Here is a 20,612-nt window from a genome sequence, read left to right on the forward strand (position 1 = left end):
CCGACCCCGTTGATCAGCCGGAGATCGCCAGCGGTCGGATGCCCCAGCTCCCGGTCCACGTCTCACCCGGCTCGACGACGAGCAGCCCGGTTCCGGAGTTCAGCGCGTCCGGAGGGCAGGTCATCGGCTCGACGGCGACCGCGCGGCCCCGCCCGGGGTGGTCGTCGGGGGTGAAGACCTGCACCCAGGCGAAGTCGGGATCGGCCCACAGCTCGACGCCGGCGGTGCGTCCGGTCAGCCGGTGGCGGACCACCGTGTCCCCGTCGGCAGGTGTGCAGTCGCCGAAGGCGTGGTCGAGCTCACGGCCGCGAAGTGGCCGGCCCGCCCGGAAGTCGAGATCGCCATCGGCGGGCCCGGCCGGTCCCGTGGGCAGACCGCCTTCCAACGGGAGCGTCGACGCGGCCGCCAGCGTGAGCACGCAGTCGTCGGTGGCCTCGTCCCCTGCCCGCAGGTACGGGTGCGCCCCGACGCCGAACGGGACCGGATCGGCCCCCACGTTGCGCACGCGGTGGGTGACGGTGAGCCCGTCGGCCCTCACGGCGAACCGCACGCTTGTGTCGAGCGGCACGGGCCAGCCCGGCTGCGGAGCGACCACGGCGTGCAGCGTCACGGTGTCCGACGTGAGCTCGCCCGTGCGGTAGAAGGCGTGGCGGAGCAGCCCGTGGATCGCGTTGCCCGCCGCGGGCTCGCTCAGCGAGAGTTGCTGCGGCTGCCCGTTCCACGTCCAGCGCCCGTGCGCGGTGCGGTTGGGCCACGGGACGAGGACGTTGCCCGACCCGCGTGGTGGGCGCGCGGACTCGTCGAACGTCTCGATGTACGGGCGACCGTCCGACTCGAAGGCCCGAAGGCCCGCACCGACCTCGGTGACGACCGCGCGGACGTCGCCGGAGCGGATCTCGAACTGCTCGCCCGTGGGGGGCATGGGGATGCGGGTGACCACTGGCGGAGCCTACGTCCGTGGCGGCGGGGACCGGTGCGGGTCACGGGCGCGTCGCCCCCAGGTCACCTTCCTCCCTTACGGTGAACTGGTGGCCCATTCGCGACGTCTCCGTGCCCTGATCACCAACGACGACGGCATCGACTCCCCCGGGCTGCACGCGCTCGCCGACGGAGCGCGTGCCGCTGGGTTCGAGGTGGTCGTCGCCGCGCCGCACGTCGACGCCAGCGGTGTCGGTGGGTCGGTGCTGTCGATCCGTGACGGCAACCGCACCCGCGTGCACCGCCGGGAGCTCGCCGGCCTGCCCGGCGTGCCGGCCTATGCGGTGGAGGGGCACCCGGCGTTCATCGTGCACTCGGCCGGGCGCGGCTGGCTGGACCCGGAGCCGGATGTGGTGCTGTCCGGCATCAACCTCGGAGCCAACCTCGGTCACGCGGTGCTGCACTCCGGCACGGTGAACGCGGTGCTGGCCGGGTTGATGCACGGGTGGCGCGGGCTGGCCGTGTCACTTGACCTTGCCGACCCGGCGGAGAACGCCCACTGGGACACCGTGCTGCACCTCCTGCCCGAGGTGCTCGACGTGCTGCTCGCCGCCCCGGACCCCGCCGCTCTGTCGCTGAACGTGCCCAACCTGCCCGTCGCCGAGGTCGGAGAGCTGCGCGAAGCCGGGCTCTCGACGTTCGGCACGGTCCAGGTGCGCGTCGACCACCGCAGCGGAGAGCACGGCGAGGTGCTGCACTCCGAGGGGGTGAAGATGTCGACTCCGCTCGAACCCGGTAAGGACGCCGCGCTGCTGGCCGCGGGCCACCCGACGCTCACGGAGCTGGTCGGCGTGACCGAACGGCCAGGTGTTCTTGACCGGGTGACCCCGAGCAGGCGAGCGGGCTAGAGCGGGCCAGGGCCGACGGGCGGCACTCTCGTCCAATAGGTCTGGACGGAGGGCCCGCTCGTTCAGGTTCCGGTGCGCCGGCTCAATGCTCGTCGGAGCCGGTCAGCTCGTGCTCGAGCCGGTCGGCCACCTCGACCACCACGCGGAACGAGCGGTCGAACCCGTCGAGCGCGGTGTCCGCCAGCGGGATCGAGTGGCGGAAGAGCACCACTCCGTCGGTGGCGACGGCACCGCCGGCAATCGACTCACCCGCGAGCACGAGCAGCCGGGGAAGGTCCAGGTCGGCGGCCCGCCCGATGGGCGATGTGATCTGGGCCCAGTGATGGGAGTCCTCTCCGCTCACCAACCGCACCACGACGAGCTGGGTGCGCTCGCCCGATGTGGGCAGGTTGAACCACAGCTCGTCCTCGACCTGCCGCATGATCTCGTAGCGCACGCGGACGAAGGACACCAGATCGTCCCAGCTGGCCACCACGCCACCTTCCCCTCGGGTCGTGCGGACCGTACCGTGCTCAGCCTCGCAGCTGGTCGACCGGCGCCCAGTCGTCGGTGAGAACTTGGGCACCGGCGGCGAAGCTGCGGGCGTCGTCGTCGCCGAGCACCGAGTTCGGCTCGCCGTGAGCGGCGGCGTGGGCGGCCATCGCGGTGGCGTCGAGCGGCCGGTCGGAAGCGACGATCACAGCGTTGCCGCCGCCGCCCGGGGCGAGCTGATCCGGCCGCACCAGGAGTGCGACGTGCGGGAACCGGCTCGCGACGGTGGCCATCTCGGCGGCGAGCAGGTGCCACGGCTGGTGGTCGATCACGTTCAGCACGAAGACACCGTCGATGCGCAGCACCCGGTTCACATCGCCCATGAACTCGGCCGTGGCGAGATGCCACGGCACCGAACGCTCGCCGAATGCGTCGCCCACCACGACGTCCGCGGACGCCGTCGGCACGCTCGCCAGCGACGTTCTGGCGTCCCCGATCTGCACCGACGTGCCGGGAATCGAGTCGACGTCCAGCTCGCGACGGGCCAGCTCGACCACTCCTGCGTCCACCTCGAGCACGGTGGAGGTGCTGCCCGGACGGGTGGCCGCGAGCCAGCGCGGCATCGTGAACCCGCCCCCGCCGAGGTGCACCGTCTGAAGCGCCCCCCTGCCCGGGAACGCGGAGTCGATCGCGTCGGCGAAGCGTTGGGTGTAGGCGAACTGCAGTCGGGTGGGGTCGGAGAGGTCGACAGCCGAATGGCGCAGATCGTCGAGCACGAGGATGCGGGTGTTCGGATCCCCGGGTTCGGTCTCGACACGGGCGCAGTAGTAGACGGTGTCGACGTCGCAGCGCCCGGGCACGACCACCAGCAGCGCGCCTGCCACCGCCGTCGCGACGGCCACCCCTGCGACCGCTGTCCGCGTGCGAACTGTGGCCGTGACCGCTGCGAGCGCCAGGCAGGCCCCGGCCGTGGCCAGCAGGATCGCCGTGGTCGGCAGCAACGACACCAGCACGAAACCGGTGAGGAACACCCCGGCCAGTGACCCGAGCGTGCCGGCCGCGGACAGCCGGCCGATCACCGCGCCGGAGCCGTCCACGCTCGAAAGGGAAGCCCGGGTGACGGCAGGCGTCACCATCGCCAGTGCGGTGACCGACACCAGCGTCGACACCGCCACCAGCACCACCGCCGCGTACGGGCCTGGGCCGAGCCCCGGACCCAGGAGCCGGATCAGCGGGCGCACCACGAGCACGCCCAGCCCGCCGACGGCCAGTGCACCGGCGGCGACCCGGCGCGGTGGCAGCACGTCGGACCAGCGGCCGCCGAGTGACGCACCGGCCGCGATCCCGGCCAGCGCCACACCGATCACGGCCGTGGTGGACTCGATGGTCAGACCGACGTAAGGCGCCACGAGCCGGGTGGAGAGTGTCTCCACCACCAAGATTGCGGCACCGCTCACAATCACGACTATCCGGGCGAACAGGGCGTTCACCCCACCATCCTCCGGTGGGCGACCCCCATGGCGCCAGCGGGGTGCTACAGACCGAGCTGTCGGGCGATCAACATCCGTTGAACCTCGGAGGTGCCTTCGCCGATCTCCAAGATCTTCGCATCACGGTAGAAGCGGCCCACCGGATACTCGTTCATGAACCCGTAGCCCCCGAAGACCTGCGTGGCGTCGCGGGCGTTGTCCATCGCCGCGTTCGAGGCCACCAGCTTCGCGATCGCCGCCTCCTTCTTGAACGGCTGACCTGCCAGCATCTTCGCCGCGGCGGCGTAGTACGCGAGCCTGGCCGTGTGCGCCCGCGCCTCCATATCGGCGATCTTGAACTGGATGGCCTGGTAGCTGCCGATCGGCCTGCCGAACGCCTCACGCTCGTGTGCGTAGCGCACCGATTCGTCCACACAGCCCTGCGCGAGCCCGACCGACAACGCCGCGATCGCGATGCGGCCCTCGTCGAGGATCGAGAGGAACTGGGCATAGCCGCGGCCCCGCTGCCCGAGGAGGTTGCCGGCGGGCACCCGGCAGTCGTCGAAGAAGAGCTCGCGGGTGTCGGAGGCCGACCAGCCCACCTTCGAGTACTTCTGCGACACCCGGAAGCCCGGCGTGCCGGCCGGAACCATGATCGCCGAGATCTCCCGGCGCCCGGCAGCGTCCGTGCCACCCGTGATCGCGGTGACCGTGACGACCGAGGTGATGTCGGTGCCGGAGTTGGTGATGAAGGCCTTCGAGCCGTTGATCACCCACTCGTCACCGTCGAGCCGGGCGGTGGTGCGGGTGGCGCCTGCGTCCGAGCCGCCGCCCGGCTCGGTCAGCCCGAACGCGCCGAGCCGCTCCCCGGCGACGAGCGCGGGCAGCCACTCCCGCTTCTGCTCCTCGGAGCCGAACCGGTAGATCGGCATCGCCCCCAGCGATACCCCGGCCTCCAGGGTGATCGCCACCGACGAGTCGACGCGGGCGAGCTCCTCCAGCGCCAGGCACAGGGCGAAGTAGTCCCCGCCCATGCCGCCGTACTCCTCGTCGAAGGGCAGGCCGAACAGGCCCATCGCGCCCATCTTCGCCACGATCTCGTACGGGAACTCACCACGCTCGTAGAGCTCCCCGATGACCGGCGCCACCTCCTTGCGCGCGAAGTCCTCGACGGTGGCCCGCAGCGTCTCGTGCTCGCCGCTCAACGTGAGGTCCATGTCATTCCTCCTCGGTGCCGGGTTCGACGATCAGGAGCGCGGCGTCGCGCGCCACGGTGGTGCCGGCGCGGGCCCGCAGCTCGCGGACCACCCCGTCGATGGGCGCGGTGAGGACGTGCTCCATCTTCATGGCCTCCACCACCACGAGCCGCTGGCCTGCGCGTACCTGCTGGCCCTCGGTGACCTCGACGACGGTGACGGTGCCGGGCATCGGGGAGAGCACAGGGCCGCCCGCGCCCTCGTCGGCCGTGGCCGCCGCTTCCAGGGGGGCCTGCTCACGGACGCCCCAGGCGAGCCCGTCACGACCGATCCACAACGTGTGGTCGGCATGGGCGCAGTGGTAGCGACGGATGACGCCGTCCAGCGTCACCTCGAGGTCCTGGGACCCCGGGGCGCGGCGGTGGGCCCGCAGACCGACCGGAGGGTCGTCGCCGACGACGCACTCGGCCGCCGCTGCGCGCCCGCGCACCCGCACGACGACGGGCTCGTGCCCGGACACCAGCATCTGCCACGTGGTCCAGGCGGGCTCGCCGACGCGCCAGCCGCCGGGTACATCGAACGGGTCCACCACCGGCCCGGTGGGTTCGAGCGCGAGCATCGCGTGGGCCGCGGTGGCGGCCAGCACGTCGGCAGGCAGCTGCGACGTGGTCCACGCGGAGCCGCGGCGGCCGACGAGGCCGGTGTCCAGCCTTGCCGCGCGGACGTCGTCGTCGGCCAGGAGGGCGCGCAGAAAGCCGACGTTGGTGTCGAGGCCGAGCAGCACGGTGTCGCGGAGCGCGGCGTCCAGGCGACGCAGGGCCTCGGCACGGTCGCTGCCGTGGGCGATGACCTTGGCGAGCATCGGGTCGTAGTCCGAACCGACGACGAACCCCTGCGCCACACCCGAGTCGACCCGCACCCCCGGCCCCTCCGGTTCGTGCAGAGCGAGGATCCGGCCGCCCGTCGGCAGGAAGCCCGAGGCCGGGTCCTCGGCGTAGACCCGCGCCTCCACGGCGTGCCCGGTGAGGCGCACGTCCTCCTGCCCGATCGGCAGCGGCTCACCTGCGGCCACCCGCAGCTGAAGCTCGACGAGGTCGAGCCCCGTGACCATCTCGGTGACCGGGTGCTCCACCTGGAGCCGGGTGTTCATCTCCATGAAGTAGAAGGCGAGCTCGCCGGCCCGGTCGCCCTCCACGATGAACTCCACCGTGCCGGCGCCCGTGTAGCCCACCGCGCGGGCCGCCTCTACCGCCGCGGCGCCCATCGCGGCTCGCTGCGTCTCATCGAGCAGCGCCGACGGCGCCTCCTCGACGATCTTCTGGTGGCGCCGCTGCAGGCTGCACTCGCGCTCACCGAGATGGATGACGTTGCCGTGCGTGTCGGCCATGACCTGGATCTCGATGTGCCGGGGAGTGCTCACGAGCCGCTCGACGAGCAGGGTGTCGTCGCCGAAGGATCCGCGGGCCTCGCGCCGGGCCGACGTGATGGCGTCGGCGAGCTGCTCGGGGTGGTGCACCTCGCGCATGCCCTTGCCGCCACCGCCCGCGCTGGGTTTGAGCAGCACCGGATACCCGATCTGCTCGACGGCCGCCGTCAGGTCGTCGTCCGAGAGGCCGGCGCCGTCCGAGCCCGGGACGACGGGCACGCCCGCCTTGGCGACGGTCTGCTTGGCGCGGATCTTGTCGCCCATCGCCTCGATCGCGGCCGCCGGCGGCCCGACGAACGTGATGCCGGCCTCGCCGCAGGCCGCGGCGAAGGCGGTGTTCTCGCTCAGGAACCCGTAGCCGGGGTGGATCGCCTGCGCACCCGTCGACCGCGCAGCCTCGATCACCGCCGGGATCGACAGGTAGCTCTGCGCGGCAGGCGCCGGCCCGATCCGGACGGCGACGTCGGCCAGCGCGACATGGGGAGCGTCGGCGTCGGCATCGGAGTACACGCCGACGGAACGCACGCCGAGCCGCCGCAGCGTGCGCAGCACGCGCACGGCGATCTCGCCCCGGTTCGCGACGAGCACGGTGTCAAACACGCGAAGCCTTCCTGCTGGTCGGGGGAGTCACATCCGGAAGACGCCGAAATGCGGCGTCTCCAGAGGGGCATTGGCCGCGACGCTCAGCGCCAGACCCAGGACCGTTCTCGTGTCGAGTGGGTCGATCACGCCGTCGTCCCAGATCCGCGCCGTGGAGTAGTACGGGTGGCCCTGGTGCTCGTACTGGGCGCGAATGCGCTCCTTGAAGGCCTCCTCGGACTCGCCGTTCCCGTCGCCACGCACGGCGGAGAGCACCGTTGCCGCCTGCTCGCCGCCCATCACCGAGATGCGCGCATTGGGCCACATGAAGAGGAACCTCGGTGAATAGGCGCGCCCGCACATCGAGTAGTTCCCCGCCCCGAAGGAGCCACCGATGATCACGGTGAATTTGGGGACCCGTGTGGAGGCAACGGCCGTCACCATCTTCGCCCCGTTCTTCGCGATTCCGCCGGCCTCGTACTCGCGGCCGACCATGAAGCCCGAGATGTTCTGGAGGAACACCAGCGGTACACCGCGCTGGTCGCACAGCTCGATGAAGTGCGCGCCTTTGAGCGCCGACTCGGAGAAGAGGATCCCGTTGTTCGCGACGATCCCGACGGGGTGCCCGTGCAACCGCGCGAAGCCGGTGACCAGGGTGGTGCCGTACTCGGCCTTGAACTCGTGGAAGCGGGAACCGTCGACGATCCGCGCAATCACCTCGCGCACGTCGTAAGGCGTGCGCGAGTCGGTGGGCACCACGTCGTAGAGCGAGGCGGGGTCGACGGCAGGCTCTTCGGTGGGCACGACGTCCCAGGGCCGCTCGGGGCGCTGCCCGAGCGTCGTGACGATCGAGCGGACGATCCGCAGGGCGTGCGCGTCGTCGTTCGCTAGGTGGTCGGTGACCCCGGAGATCCGCGAATGCAGGTCGCCCCCGCCCAGCTCCTCGGCCGTGACCACCTCGCCGGTGGCCGCCTTCACCAGCGGTGGGCCGCCCAGGAAGATCGTGCCCTGGTTGCGCACGATCACGGCCTCGTCGCTCATCGCGGGGACGTACGCACCGCCCGCCGTGCAGGAGCCGAGCACCGCCGCGATCTGCGGGATGCCGAGCCCGGACATCGTGGCCTGGTTGTAGAAGATGCGACCGAAGTGCTCCCGGTCGGGGAAGACGCTGTCCTGTTCGGGGAGATAGGCGCCCCCGGAGTCGACGAGGTAGATGCACGGCAACCGGTTGTGCAGCGCCACCTCCTGGGCGCGTAGGTGCTTCTTGACCGTCATCGGGTAGTAGGTGCCGCCCTTGACGGTGGCGTCGTTGGCCACGATCACGCACTCGCGCCCGGCCACCCGGCCGACGCCGGTGATCAGGCCGGCGCCGGGGGCCTCGTCGCCGTACATCCCACCGGCGGCGAGGGGCGACAGCTCGAGGAACGGGCTCGACGGGTCGACCAGCGAGTCGACGCGGTCGCGCGGCAGCATCTTGCCGCGCTCGACGTGGCGGATGCGGGAACGTTCGGGGCCGCCCAGCCGGGCCGCGGCGATTCTCTGTCGCAGATCGGCGACCAATTCCCGGTGCGCGGCGGCGTGACGTGCGGAGTCCTGCCCCGCTGGGTCGACCGCGCTGCGCAGCACCGGAGCGGACATGACGACGGGCATGCTGACTCCCTCGGTCGACTGTCGCCGATGTTAACGCTCATTAACCGGGTGATGCCAGTACCGCCACGGCGGGTGGGAGGAGCGACACGCCGCACGGGCCCTATACGGTTTGATCGTGCGGGTACTGCTGGTGGAGGACGAGGTACCGCTGGCCGAGATGGTGCGGCGTGGATTGACCAACGAGGGCCACTCCGTGCACGTCGTGCACGACGGCCTATCCGGCTTGGCGGCGGCGAGCACCCACCAGCACGACGTCGTCGTGCTCGACATCATGCTGCCCGGCCTATCCGGCTACCGCGTGCTGGAACGGATGCGCGCAGCGTCGATCTGGACCCCCGTGCTCATGCTGACCGCCAAGGACGGCGAGTACGACGAGGCCGACGCCTTCGACCTCGGCGCCGACGACTACCTCATCAAGCCGTTCTCGTTCGTCGTGCTCCTCGCCCGGCTGCGCGCCCTCCTGCGGCGCTCCGGGGATGCCAGGCCCGCCGTGCTGAACGTCGGCACGTTGCGGCTCGACCCGGCCCGCCACCGGGTGCACCGCGGAGACACCGAGATCACGCTGACTCCACGGGAGTTCGGCGTGCTGGAACACCTGATGCGCCACGCCGGCGAGGTCGTCACGAAGACCGACATCCTGCGCGCCGTCTGGGACGCCCACTACGAGGGCGAGGTCAACGTCGTCGAGGTGTACGTCGGCTACCTCCGCCGCAAGATCGACACGCCGTTCGGCACGCGCAGCATCGATACCGTTCGCGGAGTGGGCTACCGGATGACCGAACCGGGCTGACCGCCCGGCATACCCGGCTGAGGCGACCGGCGCCGCGGCGACGGAAGACCGACGGGAGGGCTGGTCGGGACCGCAGGCAGACCCCACGGCCTCGTCTCCGGATCCCGCTTCGCGTCCTCGTCGCGCACCGGCTGCTGCATGTGCGCAACCGCTGTGGTGGGCGCCGCCGGCACAGAAGCGACCGGCTGCCACGGGGCAGCCGGGGTGCGGTCACCGACGGGCACGGGCGGTTGCGCGGGCAGGCGCACCCGGAACCGCGCCCCGCCGATCGTCGCGTCGTCCACCGCCACGGTGCCGCCGTGGGCAGCCACGACCTCGGCGACGATCGCCAGGCCCAGCCCGGAACCTCCGTCCGCCCGGGCCCGGGCCGCGTCGAGGCGTACGAAACGGTCGAACACCCTGGCCCGGTCCTCGATGGGCACACCAGGTCCGTCGTCCGATACCTCCACCACTGCCGTGTCGCCGTCCCGCATGACCCTGACGACCACCCGGGAGCGGGCATGCCGCCGCGCGTTGTCGACGAGGTTGCGCACGACCCTCGCCAGTTGGCCGCGGTCTCCGATCACGCGCACCGGCTCGGTGTGCACCTCGGCCACCACCCGGCTCTCGGAAGGACGGCCGCGCTCGGTCTCGGCGACCTCGTCGAGGTCGACCTCCTCGCGGCGCGGCTGCAGCCCGCGCTCGTCGGCCCTGGCGAGCAGCAGCAGCGCGTCGACCAGCCGGTTGAGCCGCTCGGTCTCACCCCGCAGCGCCGTGACGGTGCCGGGCTCGTTCGAGCCGCGCTGCATGAGCTCGAGACCGGTGGCGATCGTGGCGAGCGGGCTGCGCAGCTCGTGGCTGGCGTCGGCGACGAACCGGCGCTGTACGCCCTGAGCGTCCTGCAGCCGCTCGATCATCGCGTTCATCGTCTCGGCCAGGCGGCCCACTTCGTCGCGAGCCGGGGGCACGGGGACGCGCTGGGACAGGTCCTTCTCGCTCATCGCGGCCACGCGCGACCGGATCGCCTCCACCGGCCGCAGCGCCCGCCCCGCGAAGAAGTACGTGGTGAGCCCGGTGATCACGATGAGGATGGGCACGCCGAACATCAGGTAGAACAGCAACGTGCTGGTGGCGTCGTCGACGGGCTTCAGCGGCATCGCCACCAGTACGACGACGTGGTCGCCTGCGGACACCGCCCCGGCCGCCACCAGAACGACCTTGGCCGGGGCTCCGTTGGCGCGCCTGACCTCGGTGTTGGGCACCACGACGGACTTCCCGTCCTGGGGTGCGATCGTGGACAGCGCCGTGGCCCGGCCGGCGGCGTCGCTGCCGGCCTCGATCACCGTGACGTGGTCCTCGTCGTCGTCCGACTCGTACCTGACGAGCACCTGGACCAGGTCGTCCGGGGTGGCGAGGACGTCGATCGCCTCTCGGGCGTTCTCGTTGGCCGAGCCCTCGTAGTTGCCCTCGACCCGCTCGACGATCTGCTTCGTCCGGTCCTCGGCGGAGTTCTTCACCGTGGCGCGCAGCGACTGGCCGACCAGGAAGACGAGCGCCGCGCCCGCGACGATCAAAGCAATGGCGACCACAGCGGCAGCAGACAGCGCCGACGCGGTGCGGACGCCGAGGCGCGCGCGAATCGCCTTCGGTAGCCGGGCCATCCTACGAGGGTAACGAGCGGCGCTGTGACGCTGCTGAGGGCGACCACAAGCGGGTTAGCAGACGTTAACTCGAGGGCTACGCTGCCGGGGTGGCAGCGTCCCCGGTGGTGCCGGCAGGTGGCAGGCGCCAACAGATCCTCACGGTCGCGGCGCAGCTGTTCGCCAAGCACGGCTTCCACGGCGTGAGCATCGCCGACCTGGGAGCGGCGGTCGGGGTCAGCGGGCCCGCGCTGTACCGGCACTTCCCCGGCAAGGAGGCGCTGCTCGCCGAGATGCTCATCGGCATCAGCGAGCACCTGCTCGCCGGCGGGCAGGCCCGCGCCAGGTCGTCGGACGACCCGCGGGCGGTGCTCCGGGCGCTCGTCGAGTTCCAGGCCGATTTCGCCCTGCGCGAGCCGGAGCTGATCGTGGTGCAGGACCGCGACCTGGCGAACCTGCCGGTCGAAGCGCGCAGGAGGGTGCGCCTGCTTCAGCGCACCTACGTGGAGATCTGGGTGGACGCGCTGCGGCGCGTGCACCCCGGCCTCCCCGTCGAGTCGGCCAGGATCGCCGCGCACGGCGCGTTCGGCTTGCTGAACTCCACCCCGCACAGCGCGCCGGGGCTCGATGTGGAGCCCGCGCCTGCTGTGGCGGCGGTGCTGACGCGAATGGCGCTCGTGGCGCTGCTGGACCTGCCCGACTGATCCACTCCGGACGGTCCGGGGGCTGGCGCGCAGGACCGTGGAGAGGGGACGATGTCCGCTCGTCCTGTCGTTCCCACCGGCGCGAACGGCCCCGACGGCCGAATCGGAGACGCCAGTGAGCGATCTTGCGCGCTCGACGTTCGACACCGGGCCACCGGATCTGTCGCCTTCCGACGCCGCCACCGCGCGGCCCGACGGTGCTCCCCGCGACGTCGCGGCCCATGCCGGTGTGACCTCGGCGTCCGGGCACGAGGCCCTGCGCGCCGACATCAGACGGCTCTCGACGATGCTCGGCCAGACCCTCGCGCACCACGGTGGGCCCGAGCTGCTGGAGCTCGTCGAGCAGGTCCGACGGCTCTCGCGGTCGGCGATCACAGCAGGCGGGGACGGGGACGCCGAGGTCACCACACTGCTGTCCGGGCTGGACACGGGCACCGCGGTGTCGCTGGCGAGGGCCTTCTCGCAGTACTTCCAGCTCGCCAACATCGCGGAGCAGCGCCACCGGGCCAGGGAGCTCGCCGGCTCCGCTCCCGACGGTCGCGGCCCGCTGCGCAGGCTCATGGAGCGGCTCGCCCGCTCCACCGACGAGGGCGGACCCGACCACGCTGAGGTGCAGGCCGTGCTGGCCCGCACCGAGCTGCGGCCGGTGTTCACAGCGCACCCCACCGAGTCCTCCCGCCAGTCGGTGCTCGCGATCGTGCGGCGCGTGGCCACCGCCCTGGACCGGGGCGCGCCGGACGAGGAGCTCGCCGCCCTCGTCGACCTGCTCTGGCAGACCGACGAGCTACGCCCTGACAAGCCGACCGTCGCCGACGAGGCCCGGGCGATCGGCTGGTACATGGAGCAGCTCGGCCGCACCGCCGTGCCCGAGCTGCTCGGCGAGTTCGAGCGCGAGGTGCGCGCGGCCGGTTTCACCGTGCCCGAGGGGGCGCGTCCGCTCGCGCTGGGCTGCTGGGTCGGTGGCGACCGCGACGGCAACCCCAACGTCACCCCGGCCGTGACACGCGAGGTGCTGGAGCTGTACTCGGATCGGGCCATCCGCATCCACGAGGGACTGGTCGAGGACCTGGTCAGCGAGCTGAGCATCTCCACCCGCGTGATCGGCGTGTCCGAGGAGCTGCGCAGCTCGCTGGCCCGCGACCGCCGGGCGCTTCCACGGATCCACGACCGGTTCATCCGGCTCAACGCGCACGAGCCGTACCGGCTCAAGCTCTCCTACGTCCGGGCCCGGCTCGCGAACACCCACGCGCGCATCAAGCAGCACGGTGAACACCAGGCGGGGCGCGATTACCTGGGCTCGCAGGCGTACGTCGATGACCTCGCGGTGATCGACCGCTCCCTGCGCGCTCACCTCGGCGGACGCATCGCCGACGGCACGCTCGCCCGCGCCCTGCGCACCGCGAGGGCACTCGGCCTGCATCTCGCCGAGCTCGACGTCCGGGAGCACAGCGCCCGCCACCACGAGGCCCTCGGCGCCGTCTACGACGCGCTGGGCGAGCTGCCGAAGCCCTACGCGGACCTGTCCCGCGAGGAGCGCACACAGCTCCTCGCCCACGAGCTGGAGGGCGGACGCCCGCTGGTGCGACGCCACTACGGCCTCCCCGCTGATGCCGTGGACGTGCTGGCGACCTTCGACATGCTCCACGACGTCCAGCACGAGTACGGCCAGGAGGCTGCGCGCACCTACATCGTCTCCATGTGCCAGGGCGTCGACGACGTGCTGGCCGTCGCCGTCCTCGCACGCGAGGCGTTCATGGTGGAGCTGCACCGGAATCCGCGCTCGTCGATCGACCTCGTGCCGCTGTTCGAGACCGTCGAGGAGCTCTCACAGGCGGGCGAGCTGCTCGATCGCCTGCTGTCCGTGCCGGGCTACCGGCAGCACGTACGCAACCGCGGCGACCTCCAGGAGGTGATGCTGGGGTACTCGGACTCGAACAAGGGCGCCGGCATCACCACCTCGCAGTGGGAGATCCACCGGGCGCAGCGCCAGCTGCGCGACATCGGCGCCAAGCACGGGGTCGGGCTGCGGCTGTTCCACGGCCGTGGCGGCTCGGTAGGGCGCGGCGGCGGGCCGGCCGCCGAGGCCGTCGCGTCGGCGCCGTTCGGGTCGGTCGACGCCACGATGAAGGTCACCGAGCAGGGAGAGGTGATCTCCGACAAGTACTCGCTGCCCGCACTGGCCCACGACAACCTTGAGACCATGCTGGCCGCGGTGCTGGAGGCCACGCTCCTGCACCAGTCGGCGCGCTGGGGCGGCGCCAAGCTGGACCGCTGGGACGAGGTGATGGACGTCGTCAGCGACGCCGCGCGGGATGCCTACCGCGGGCTCGTCGGGCGGCCCGGCCTCCCGGAGTTCTTCTCCTCGGCCACCCCCGTGGACGAGCTGGGGCGGCTCAACGTCGGCTCGCGTCCGTCCCGGCGGCCGGGCCGCGGTGCCCCGACCCTCGACGACCTGCGCGCCATCCCGTGGGTGTTCGGCTGGACGCAGACCCGCATGGTGGTGCCCGGCTGGTACGGGCTCGGCACGGGGCTGCGTGCGGCACGCACGGCGGGCTACGGCGAGGTGCTCGACGAGATGCGGGAGTGGGCGTTCTTCACCAACCTGCTCGGCAACGTCGAGATGACGCTGACGAAGACCGACCTGCGGATCGCCGGGTTCTACGTCTCCGAACTGGTGGAACCCGACCTGCACCCGATCTTCGACGACATCGTCGCCGAGCACGAGCGCACCCTGGGCGAGGTGCTGCGGCTCACCGGGAGCTCCACCCTCCTGGCCCGCCATCCGGTGCTGCGCAACACCCTCGCGGTGCGCGCCGCATACCTCGAACCCCTGCACCACCTGCAGGTCGAGCTGCTCAGCCGGCGCCGTGCCACCGACGAGCCGGACCCCGACCTGCACCGTGCGCTGCTGCTGACCATCAACGGCATCGCCGCAGGCCTGCGCAACACCGGCTGACGCCGCCGGGACTCACGAACGAGCTGAACGAGCGGCGCGTTCGTCCGACAGGTCCGCACGACCGCGCCGACCGTCCGATCGCGGGCGCCGGGCTCGCGCGGATCAGGGCTGACGGCGCACCGTGGAACCCTCGCCCGTCGTGCCGCGGTTGACGCCCACGTAGCCACGCGCACCCGGATCCCCGCCGTACGCCTCATGCAGCCACGGCCCGGCGGCGGTCACGCCTCCGTCCACGGTGATGTGCTCGCCGGTGAGGAACGGCACGCCGGGTCCGGCCAGGAAGGCGACAACCTCCGCGACGTCCTCGGGGCGTCCCATCTCCGGCCACGGCTGTGCCTTCTCGATCGCCGCGGCCATCCGATCGGCTGCGCCCGCCTGCCCTGCGCCGACCAGCGGCGTCTCGATCAGGCCGGGGCACACCGTGTTCACGCGGATCCGATCGGGCCCGAGCTCGGTGGCGGCCATCTTGCCGAGGTTGATCACGGCGGCCTTCGCAGCCGAGTAAGCCTGCGGGCCGGCCCCCGCCGAGAACCCGGCGATCGAGGCGACGTTGACGATCGACCCGCCCCGCCCGGCTGCCTGCATGGCGGCGGCCCCGTGCTTGATCCCGAGGAACACCCCACGCACCAGCACGGCGAACGTGTAGTCCCAGTCCTCGACCTCGATCTCGGTGATCCGGCCGAAGGCGCCCCCGACACCGGCGTTGTTCACCACGCAGTCGATCCGGCCGAATCGGTCCACGCACGCGTCGACGGCGGCGCGGACGTCGGGCTCCTGCGCCACGTCGGTACGCACGAACCGGGCGGCTGTACCGAGCTCGGCGGCCGTCGCCTCGCCGTTGCCGGAGTTGAGGTCCGCGACCACGACACGCCAGCCGTCCGTCACCAGCCGTCGCGCCGTGGCCCGTCCGATACCGCTGCCGCCACCGGTCACCAGTGCAGCAGGAGAATCATCCGTCATGACCCCGATCCTGCCTGCCGGAGGCGCGACGACGGGTGAGCCGCCGGGCACGTCCTTGCCGCGTCGCCCGGCGGTCCATACGCTCCGGAAACCCTGAGCGGCCGTGATCCGGCGCGTCCCGGTTCCCCGCGAAGCGGATTGGACAACCCTGTGAGCGTGGACCTCAACTCTGATCTCGGCGAGTCGTTCGGCCGGTGGGTGCTCGGCGACGACGACGCGATGCTCGACCTCGTCACCTCGGCCAATGTGGCCTGCGGCTTCCACGCCGGCGACCCCTCGACGCTGCGCCGCACCTGTGCCAAGGCCGCCACGTCCGGGGTGGTGGTCGGCGCGCAGGTCGGCTATCGCGACCTGGCGGGGTTCGGCCGCCGGTTCATCGACGTGGAGCCGGGCCAACTTGCCGACGACATCGTGTACCAGATCGGCGCACTCGACGGGATGTGCCGCGTGAGCGGCACCGCGGTGCGCTACGTCAAACCGCACGGCGCCCTCTACAACGCGGTGGTGCACCACGAGGCGCAGGCCGAGGCGGTGGTGGCGGCGGTCCGCGCGTACGACGCGTCGCTGCCCGTGCTCGGACTGCCCGGCTCGGCGCTGCTGCGCGCGGCCGAGGCCGCCGGACTGCGAACCGTGCGGGAGTTCTTCGTCGACCGCGGATACACCCCGGAGGCCACGCTCGTGCCCCGATCGCAGCCGGGCGCGCTGCTGCACGACCCGCAGGAGGTCACCGCGCGGCTGCTGCGGATGATCGAGTCCGGCATCGTGACGGCTGTGGACGGCAGCGAGGTGCGGGTGGATGCGGAGTCGGCGTGCGTGCACGGCGACTCCCCCGGGGCAGTGGCCATGGCCACGGCGGTCCGAGCGGGCCTGGACGGCGCGGGCGTCGAGGTGACGCCGTTCGCCGGGGAGCGCGCAGGGTGAAGGTGCTCCCTTGCGGGGACGCCGGGCTGCTCATCGAGGTCGACGGACTACCCGAGGTGCTCGCTCTGGCCGACGCGGTGCGCGCGGACCCACCCGACGGCGTGCTCGACGTCATCCCGGCAGCGCGGACGGTGCTGCTCACCTTCGTCCCCCGCACCGACCTGGTCGCGGCACGCCGGGCGGTGCTCACGCTGCCCGTGGAACCGGGCGCGCCGCCGCCGGACGGGAAGGACATCGAGATCGCGGTCGTCTACGACGGTCCCGACCTCGACGAGGTGGGGCGCCTCACCGGACTCGGCGCGGCGGGTGTGGTCGAAGCGCACACGGGCACGCCGTGGCGGGTCGCCTTCGGCGGGTTCGCGCCCGGCTTCGCCTACCTCGCAGGCGGCGATCCGCGCCTGGACGTCGAGCGCCGGGCCGAGCCACGGACCTCCGTGCCGCCCGGGTCGGTCGGGCTGGCGGGCGAGTTCAGCGGCATCTACCCTCGCGCGTCGCCCGGCGGCTGGCAGTTGATCGGTCGTACCGACGCGCTGCTGTGGGATCTCGAGCGTGGTGCCCTGCTCGAACCCGGGGGCACCGTCCGGTTCGTGGAGGCCCGGTGAGCAAGCGAGCCCTGGAAGTGCTGGCCACCGGCGCACTGGCACTCGTCGAGGACCTCGGACGGCCGGGGCTCGCCGCGTCCGGCGTGGGGCGCTCGGGGGCCGCCGACCGCGCCGCGCTCCGCCTGGCCAACCGGCTCGTGGCCAACTCGGAGGACGCCGCAGGCATCGAGGTGGTGTTCGGCGGCCTGGTCGTGCGCGCGGCAGAACAGAACCCCGTGCCGCTCACCGTCGCGCTGACCGGTGCCCCGGCCCCGGCGGACATCGACGGCTGCCCCGCCGGTCACCACGCGCTTCTGATGCTGCGACCGGGTCAGGTACTGCGACTCGGGACACCCCCGACCGGTCTGCGCACCTACCTCGCAGTGCGTGGCGGCATCGCCGTCGATCCCGTGCTCGGGTCGCGCAGCACGGACGTGCTCGCCGGGCTCGGTCCGCCGAAGCTCGAACCCGGCCTGATGCTCCCCCTCGGCCCGGAGCCGTCCGAGCTGCCGCTGGTGGACGTTGCGCCGGTGGCGGTGCCCACAGGCGGCCCCGTCATGCTGCGGGCCGTCCCCGGCCCACGCGCGGACCGCCTCGCCGATCCGGCCGCTCTCACCGACACCACCTGGACGGCGTCGAGCCGCAGCGACCGGGTCGGGATGCGTCTGGAGGGCGGGCGGCTCGAGCGCGCCGGTTCCGGCGAGCTGCCCACCGAGGGCATGGTGCGGGGCGCCGTTCAGGTGCCGCCCGGCGGGGAGCCGGTGCTGTTCCTCGCCGACCATCCGGTGACGGGCGGATACCCCGTGGCCGCCGTGGTGCTCGACGCCGACGTCGACAGGGCGGCCCAGGTACGGCCTGGTCAGTGCGTCCGCTTCGTCCTGGTCGCGCCGCCGTGGAAGGACGAGCCCTGACCCGCTACCGGCGTCGGGACAGGGAGACACCGATCAGGCAGATCGCGCCCCCGACGAGCGCCAGCGCCGCTGGGAGCTCGCCGAGCAGAACGGCCGACATCACGATCGTGATCGGCGGGACGACGTAGGTCGTCACGCCCAACCGCCCGGCGTCCATGCGCGCCAGTGCGTAGCCCCAGGTGCTGAAGGCCAGCGCGGTGGGCACGAGCCCGAGGTACACCAGGCCTGCCGTCGCCCCGGCGGGGGCAGCGGTCACGTCGGCGACCAGCGCGGGAGTGAAAGGCAGGCACGCGACGGCGCCGATCGTGCACGCCAGCCACGTGACCTGCAGGGCGGGCAGCCTGCGCAGCACCGACTTCTGGGAGAGCACACCGATCGCGTAGGTGACGGCCGCGACGAGGCAGAGCACCACACCGAGGAGGTCGGACCGGTCCAGCTGCGCTGTGGACGCTCCGACGAGCACGGCTCCACCGAACGCGATCAGCGCCCCCACCACGAGCCACCGCGGGAAGCCCTCGCCGAGCAGCAACCCTGCGAACAGCGCGATCAGGATCGGGCCGACGTTCACCACCATCGCCGCTGTCCCGGCGTCGACCTGCTGCTCCGCGGCGTTCAGCGCCACGTTGTAGACACCGAACCACGCAACCCCGCACAGGGCGATCAGCCCCCACTCCCGCGCGGTCGGGGTGACCCAACGCCTGCTGACCAGCAGTCCGGCGCCGAGGGCGAGACAGCCCACGAGAAGGCGGCCCAATGCCAGCGAACCGGCGCCGTAGGACTGCCCGACGGCGCGGATGGCGACGAACGCCGACGCCCACGCGCACACCGTGACCACGACGGCGGCCAGGGCGCCCCATCGGTAGCGGGAGGCGGGGACAGGAGGGACGACGCGCGTGGGCGCCTGCTGGGTCACTCGCCGACGCTAGCTCCGGACAGCTACCCCATCCACGCGGTTTTCGGTCATCCAGCACCAAGATCCTGACGGGTTCCCCGGCGCCCCTCCGTTTCGACGGCCGGTTCCCCCGGCTGCGGGTCGTCGTGCGGGCTCGCGAGCCTGGTCGCCACGCCCCGGCCACGCAGCACGACCGCGTCGCCGACCATCCATCGAGCCGCCTCGGACGCGCCCGCAAGATCGACCGCGGACCCTGCGGCGAGCACCCGGCCGGGCGCTGTCTTGGCCAGCTCGGTGAGCCGCGCGGCCTCGTTCACCGGGTCGCCGATCACGGTGTACTCGTAGCGGCGCACGTCACCCACGTTCCCCGCGACGGCGTCGCCCGCGGAGATCCCGATCCCCGCTGTGACATCCGGCAGCTCGGCGGCCAGCCGCGCGGCCAGTGCCCGGCCGGCGGCCAGCGCGGAGCCCGCCGGATCCGGGACGCCGACGGGCGCTCCGAACACGGCGAGGGCGGCATCCCCCTCGAACTTGTTGACCCAGCCGCCGTGCTCCTCGACCACCTCGACGACCACGGCGAACAAGCGGTTGAGCAGTCCGACCACCTCGCCGGGCGGGCGCTGCGCGGCGAGCGTCGTGGAGCCGACGAGGTCGACGAAGAGCGCTGCCACCCGACGCACCTCGCCTCCGAGCCGGACCTCTCCCGTGGCGGCGGCGGCACGAGCCACGTCCCGCCCGACGTGCCGGCCGAACAGGTCACGGATGCGCTCGCGCTCCTGCAGGCCCACGACCATCGTGTTGAAGCCGGATTGCAACTGCCCGAGCTCGGTGCCGTCGTAGACGGTGACGTTCGCCTCGAGGTCACCGCCCTGCACCCGGCGCATCGCGCGGCGCACCGCGTTCACCGGGTCGGCCACCGCCCTGGCCGCCCCCACGGTCACCAGCAGACCGGCGACCAACGCCGTGCCGCCGACGGCCAGCACGATCACAGCGAGCCGACCCGGCGACACGTCCCCGTAGGCCAGGGCGGACACCGCCGACAGCAGCAGCCCGACCACCGGCACCGCCGTGCCGAGCGCCCAGAAGAGCAGCGCCCGCACGACCACCCCGGGCAGTACCCGCCGCCGCGGCGGGTGCGCCGCCAGCACGCGCGCTGCCGTGGGCCGCAGGATGCGCTCGCTGAGCAGGTACGACAGCGCGCACGTGGTGATCCCGCCGAGCACGATCGTCTCCCCGACCGACGCCGCGAGCCGCAGGGACCAGCCGGCGTTCAGGACGATGAACAGGGCGGCGGCCACACCCCACAGCACGGCCTGCACGGTGACCAGCCGCAGCGGACCGTGGAGCACCAGGTGCTGCTCCGTGTCGGCGTCCCCGGGTGGCATCCGGAACCGCAGGGCACCCCAGAACAACCCGACCGGCACAGCGAGCACCAGGTACCCACAGAACGTCAGGAGGTTGATCAGCCGCACCGTGGCCGGATCGGCCAGCGGCCCTTCGGGCAGAACCCACGCCGCGAGCACGAGCACCACGGCGGCGCCGGCGAGGTTGGCGATCAGCACGACCACAGCGAGCGAGATCCGTGTCGACAGGTCGATCACGAACCGGACCATGATCGGGCAGCGTAGGGCCGCACCCGCGACATGGACACGTGTCGCTGT

The 20,612-nt window shown here is 72.4% G+C and carries 17 protein-coding genes; 7 read left to right on the forward strand and 10 right to left on the reverse strand.

What is annotated here, in order from left to right:
- Nucleotides 1-13: 13 nt before the first annotated feature.
- Nucleotides 14-922, reverse strand: coding sequence for an aldose 1-epimerase family protein (locus tag ABD743_RS06680; protein WP_344720731.1), 909 nt, complete (start codon nt 920-922; stop codon nt 14-16).
- 106 nt (nt 923-1,028) lie between these two features.
- Between ABD743_RS06680 and surE the strand changes: the two genes are divergently transcribed.
- On the forward strand, nt 1,029-1,826 hold the full coding sequence (gene surE / locus ABD743_RS06685) for a 5'/3'-nucleotidase SurE (RefSeq protein ID WP_344719886.1): 798 nt from the start codon (nt 1,029-1,031) through the stop codon (nt 1,824-1,826).
- 82 nt (nt 1,827-1,908) lie between these two features.
- On the opposite strand, the gene ABD743_RS06690 is transcribed toward surE, so the two are convergent.
- Genes ABD743_RS06690 through ABD743_RS06710 form a run of 5 tightly spaced genes read right to left on the reverse strand, consistent with a single transcriptional unit; the run spans nt 1,909 to nt 8,605 of the window.
- Complete coding sequence (locus ABD743_RS06690; RefSeq protein WP_344719888.1) at nt 1,909-2,298, reverse strand: hypothetical protein; 390 nt, start codon at nt 2,296-2,298, stop codon at nt 1,909-1,911.
- 40 nt (nt 2,299-2,338) lie between these two features.
- Nucleotides 2,339-3,787 carry a fused MFS/spermidine synthase gene (locus ABD743_RS06695; RefSeq protein WP_344719890.1) on the reverse strand — a complete coding sequence of 483 codons (1,449 nt, stop codon included), beginning with the start codon at nt 3,785-3,787 and terminating at the stop codon, nt 2,339-2,341.
- 44 nt (nt 3,788-3,831) lie between these two features.
- A complete protein-coding gene (locus ABD743_RS06700; RefSeq protein ID WP_344719891.1) occupies nt 3,832-4,983 on the reverse strand; it encodes an acyl-CoA dehydrogenase family protein in 1,152 nt (383 codons plus the stop codon).
- Nucleotide 4,984: 1 nt separating this feature from the next.
- On the reverse strand, nt 4,985-6,988 hold the full coding sequence (locus ABD743_RS06705; RefSeq protein ID WP_344719892.1) for an acetyl/propionyl/methylcrotonyl-CoA carboxylase subunit alpha: 2,004 nt from the start codon (nt 6,986-6,988) through the stop codon (nt 4,985-4,987).
- Nucleotides 6,989-7,015: 27 nt separating this feature from the next.
- A complete protein-coding gene (locus tag ABD743_RS06710) occupies nt 7,016-8,605 on the reverse strand; it encodes a carboxyl transferase domain-containing protein (protein WP_344720733.1) in 1,590 nt (529 codons plus the stop codon).
- A gap of 127 nt (nt 8,606-8,732) precedes the next feature.
- Here ABD743_RS06710 and ABD743_RS06715 point away from each other — a divergent pair, with 127 nt between their 5' ends.
- The gene (locus ABD743_RS06715; RefSeq protein ID WP_344719894.1) at nt 8,733-9,407 is read left to right on the forward strand and encodes a response regulator transcription factor; all 675 of its coding nucleotides are present in this window, start codon (nt 8,733-8,735) and stop codon (nt 9,405-9,407) included.
- Here ABD743_RS06715 and ABD743_RS06720 read toward each other — a convergent pair.
- Nucleotides 9,383-11,047 (reverse strand): sensor histidine kinase, encoded by a 1,665-nt coding sequence (locus ABD743_RS06720; protein ID WP_344719896.1) that lies wholly within the window; start codon nt 11,045-11,047, stop codon nt 9,383-9,385. The genes ABD743_RS06715 and ABD743_RS06720 overlap by 25 nt on opposite strands.
- Nucleotides 11,048-11,136: 89 nt before the next feature.
- Between ABD743_RS06720 and ABD743_RS06725 the strand changes: the two genes are divergently transcribed.
- Together ABD743_RS06725 and ppc are read left to right on the forward strand one after the other, a co-directional pair.
- Nucleotides 11,137-11,730 (forward strand): SACE_7040 family transcriptional regulator, encoded by a 594-nt coding sequence (locus ABD743_RS06725; protein ID WP_344719898.1) that lies wholly within the window; start codon nt 11,137-11,139, stop codon nt 11,728-11,730.
- Nucleotides 11,731-11,845: 115 nt separating this feature from the next.
- Nucleotides 11,846-14,686, forward strand: a complete 2,841-nt coding sequence (gene ppc, locus ABD743_RS06730; RefSeq protein WP_344719900.1) for a phosphoenolpyruvate carboxylase — start codon at nt 11,846-11,848, stop codon at nt 14,684-14,686.
- A 102-nt stretch (nt 14,687-14,788) separates the two neighbouring features.
- Here the strand turns inward: ppc and ABD743_RS06735 are convergent, their stop codons facing one another.
- Entirely contained in the window at nt 14,789-15,646 is an 858-nt protein-coding gene (locus ABD743_RS06735; protein WP_344719902.1) for an SDR family NAD(P)-dependent oxidoreductase, read from the reverse strand.
- A 150-nt stretch (nt 15,647-15,796) separates the two neighbouring features.
- Between ABD743_RS06735 and ABD743_RS06740 the strand changes: the two genes are divergently transcribed.
- Genes ABD743_RS06740 through ABD743_RS06750 form a run of 3 tightly spaced genes read left to right on the forward strand, consistent with a single transcriptional unit; the run spans nt 15,797 to nt 18,059 of the window.
- Nucleotides 15,797-16,567, forward strand: a complete 771-nt coding sequence (locus ABD743_RS06740) for a LamB/YcsF family protein (RefSeq protein WP_241036845.1) — start codon at nt 15,797-15,799, stop codon at nt 16,565-16,567.
- A complete protein-coding gene (locus tag ABD743_RS06745; RefSeq protein ID WP_344719905.1) occupies nt 16,564-17,169 on the forward strand; it encodes a 5-oxoprolinase subunit B family protein in 606 nt (201 codons plus the stop codon). Before ABD743_RS06740 ends, ABD743_RS06745 begins: the two co-directional genes overlap by 4 nt.
- Nucleotides 17,166-18,059: a 5-oxoprolinase subunit C family protein gene (locus ABD743_RS06750; RefSeq protein ID WP_344719907.1), complete on the forward strand. Its 894-nt coding sequence runs from the start codon at nt 17,166-17,168 to the stop codon at nt 18,057-18,059. Before ABD743_RS06745 ends, ABD743_RS06750 begins: the two co-directional genes overlap by 4 nt.
- A gap of 4 nt (nt 18,060-18,063) precedes the next feature.
- Here the strand turns inward: ABD743_RS06750 and ABD743_RS06755 are convergent, their stop codons facing one another.
- Both ABD743_RS06755 and ABD743_RS06760 read right to left on the reverse strand, forming a co-directional pair.
- A complete protein-coding gene (locus ABD743_RS06755) occupies nt 18,064-18,972 on the reverse strand; it encodes a DMT family transporter (RefSeq protein ID WP_344719909.1) in 909 nt (302 codons plus the stop codon).
- Between the two features lie 47 nt (nt 18,973-19,019).
- Nucleotides 19,020-20,564 carry an adenylate/guanylate cyclase domain-containing protein gene (locus tag ABD743_RS06760; RefSeq protein ID WP_344719911.1) on the reverse strand — a complete coding sequence of 515 codons (1,545 nt, stop codon included), beginning with the start codon at nt 20,562-20,564 and terminating at the stop codon, nt 19,020-19,022.
- Between the last annotated feature and the right edge of the window lie 48 nt (nt 20,565-20,612).

The sequence above is a fragment of the Pseudonocardia yunnanensis genome (assembly GCF_039534065.1).
Lineage (GTDB): Bacteria > Actinomycetota > Actinomycetes > Mycobacteriales > Pseudonocardiaceae > Pseudonocardia > Pseudonocardia yunnanensis.

Bases quoted from the DNA above. Each gene is read 5' to 3' on its own strand.
- ABD743_RS06735 (WP_344719902.1), bottom strand. From the start codon at position 15,646: ATGACGGATGATTCTCCTGCTGCACTGGTGACCGGTGGCGGCAGCGGT.
- ABD743_RS06700 (WP_344719891.1), bottom strand. From the start codon at position 4,983: ATGGACCTCACGTTGAGCGGCGAGCACGAGACGCTGCGGGCCACCGTC.
- ABD743_RS06680 (WP_344720731.1), bottom strand. From the start codon at position 922: ATGCCCCCCACGGGCGAGCAGTTCGAGATCCGCTCCGGCGACGTCCGC.
- ABD743_RS06720 (WP_344719896.1), bottom strand. From the start codon at position 11,047: ATGGCCCGGCTACCGAAGGCGATTCGCGCGCGCCTCGGCGTCCGCACC.
- ABD743_RS06710 (WP_344720733.1), bottom strand. From the start codon at position 8,605: ATGTCCGCTCCGGTGCTGCGCAGCGCGGTCGACCCAGCGGGGCAGGAC.
- ABD743_RS06760 (WP_344719911.1), bottom strand. From the start codon at position 20,564: ATGGTCCGGTTCGTGATCGACCTGTCGACACGGATCTCGCTCGCTGTG.